3 protein-coding genes are annotated in these 2,444 nt (G+C 63.9%); 2 read left to right on the top strand and 1 reads right to left on the bottom strand.

What is annotated here, in order from left to right:
* Together EOA27_RS31940 and EOA27_RS31935 are read left to right on the top strand one after the other, a co-directional pair.
* A partial coding sequence (locus tag EOA27_RS31940; RefSeq protein ID WP_127258181.1) for an autotransporter outer membrane beta-barrel domain-containing protein occupies positions 1 to 953 on the top strand: 953 nt, incomplete at its 5' end.
* Between the two features lie 103 nt (positions 954 to 1,056).
* Entirely contained in the window at positions 1,057 to 1,281 is a 225-nt protein-coding gene (locus tag EOA27_RS31935; RefSeq protein WP_126081695.1) for a hypothetical protein, read from the top strand.
* A gap of 27 nt (positions 1,282 to 1,308) precedes the next feature.
* Here EOA27_RS31935 and EOA27_RS31930 read toward each other — a convergent pair.
* A partial coding sequence (locus EOA27_RS31930) for a DHA2 family efflux MFS transporter permease subunit (RefSeq protein WP_127258177.1) occupies positions 1,309 to 2,444 on the bottom strand: 1,136 nt, incomplete at its 5' end.

The raw sequence follows: 2,444 nt of genomic DNA, 5'->3' as shown, positions 1-2,444 counted from the left end.
ACGAGGCCTATGCCGGCGTGCTGCAGAGCTTCACCCAGCTCGGCACGCTGCAGCAGCGCATCGGCAACCGCTCGTGGGGCGGCGAGGCGCAATCGGCGGCAGGCACCCAGCGCGGCAACCCGATCTGGGGGCGCATCGAGGCCTCGCACAGCGAATTCGAGCCGGGCACGAGCACCACCGGCACCGATTATGACGCCGATCTGTGGCGGCTGCAGGCTGGTCTCGACATGCTGCTTTCCGAGACTGCCTCCGGCATGCTGGTCGGCGGTCTCACCGTCCACTACGGCACGGTAAAATCGGACGTCTCCTCGTCCTTCGGCACCGGCTCGATCGACGCAACCGGCTACGGCTTCGGCGGCACGCTGACCTGGTACGGCAAGAACGGTTTTTATGTCGACACCCAGGCCGAGCTCACCTGGTTCGACAGCGATCTGTCCTCCGCGACGCTCGGCAGGAAGCTCGCCGACGGCAACAACGGCTTCGGCTACGGCCTCGGCATCGAGGCCGGGCAGAAGATCGCGCTTCATGGCAACTGGTCGCTGACGCCGCAGGCCCAGCTCTCCTATGCCTCGGTCGCCTTCGACAGTTTCACCGATCCTTACGGCGCGCTGGTCTCCAACGGCAGCAGCGACAGCCTGATCGGCCGCCTCGGCCTCTCCGCCGACTATGAAAGCGAGTGGAAGGGCAGCGCGGGCCAGACCAGCCGCTCACATGTCTATGGCATCGCCAATCTCTATTATGACTTCCTCGACGGCACCGATGTCGACGTCTCGGGCACCAGGCTGACCAGCAAGCCGCAGCAGCTTTGGGGCGGCCTCGGCGTCGGCGGCTCGCTGAGCTGGGCCGACGATCACTATTCCGTCCATGGCGAGCTGCTGGCGCGCACCAGCCTGGAGGATTTCGGCGACAGTCATGCCTTCGGCGGCTCGGTAGGCTTCAGCGTGAAGTGGTAGGCTGGCGGCAATAGGCCGAAAAAGGCAACCAGCGGTCGCTGGAAACTTTCCGACGCGTATAGGAATTTAATCCTTGGTGGGGCGATTCTCGCAGGAGGTCGCGGTGGTTCGTCGCAACAAGGCAAAGCAATTATCGGAGTCGGAGCTTGAGCGGTTCCTGATGGCGGCGGGAGAGCTGCATCGCAGTATTGTGGCCCCGTTGATATCGACGCAATGCGATCACTACCGCTCCATGCAAACCCTGCACGAGGCGTTGCTGAAAGCGGTGAAGGACATCACCGGCAAGGATGCTGCCTTTATCCGCTGGTTTGGGGCGGGGTCGCGGTAAACTGCGTCGCCGCGAACCGCGCACCCCTCAATGCGCATCCGGCGGCGGCGCCTTCGGCGTCACGTTGCGCAGGAACGGCACCAGCGCCGTGGCGATGACGAACGCCACCATGATGACCAGGAACGCGTCCGCATAGGCCATGGTGGAAGCCTCGCGATAAGCGAGCTGCCAGAGCTGCTTCAGCGCCGCGGCATGGCCGTCGTCGACGGCGCCGGGCAGCTGTCCATAGCGCTGCGCGACGTTGTCGACGAGGCGCATGGCCGCTTCGTTCTGCGGCGTCAGATGCGAAGCGATCGTCAGGAAATGGAAGTTGGTGCGGTTGTTGAGGATCGCGCCGCAAATCGCGATGCCGACCGCGCCACCCAGATTGCGCATGGTGTTGAACAGGCCGCTGGCATATTTCAGCCGTTCCGGTGGCAGGCTGCCGAGCCCGAGATTGACGCTGGGCGCGACGGCGAAGACCTGTGGGAAACCGCGAAAGATCTGCGGCAGGAGAAGCTCGGCCGAGCCCCACTGGCTGGTGATGGCGGAAAAACTCCACATCGAGGCGCCGAAGGAGGCCAGCCCGAACATCACCAGCCAGCGCGTGTCGAAGCGCTTGGCGAGGAAGATGTATACCGGAACGCCTACCATCGAGGCAACGCCGGTGGAGAACACCGCCAGCCCCGTCTCGAACGCGTTGTAGCCCCGCACATAACCGAGAAACAGCGGCGTAAGATAGATCGTGGCGAAGATGCCGATGCCGGTGATGAAGGACAAAAAACAGCCGATGGCGAAATTGCGGTTGCCGAAGGCGCGGAAGTCGACCACCGGCTGCGAATAGGTCAGGCTGCGGACGACGAACAGGATGAGCGTGACCACGGCGACGACGGCGCCGTTGCGGATCGTGGCGTCGTCGAACCAGTTCCAGCGCGAGCCTTCCTCCAGCACATATTCCGCCGTGCCAAGGCTGACCGCCATCAGCGCCATGCCGATATAGTCCGCGCCCTTCAGCAACGACAGATCACCCTTGTCAATCTTGACCAGCAGCGCGACGAGCACGGTGATGACCGCCCCGGGGATGACATTGACGTAGAACAGCCAGTGCCAGTTCAACGTGTCGGTGATCCAGCCGCCGATGACTGGCCCTAGCGTCGGCGCGATCGAGGCGATGCTGCCGACGC

Source organism: Mesorhizobium sp. M2A.F.Ca.ET.037.01.1.1 (genome assembly GCF_003998075.1).
Classification (GTDB): domain Bacteria; phylum Pseudomonadota; class Alphaproteobacteria; order Rhizobiales; family Rhizobiaceae; genus Mesorhizobium.
This window is presented reverse-complemented; position numbering and strand designations above follow the sequence as displayed.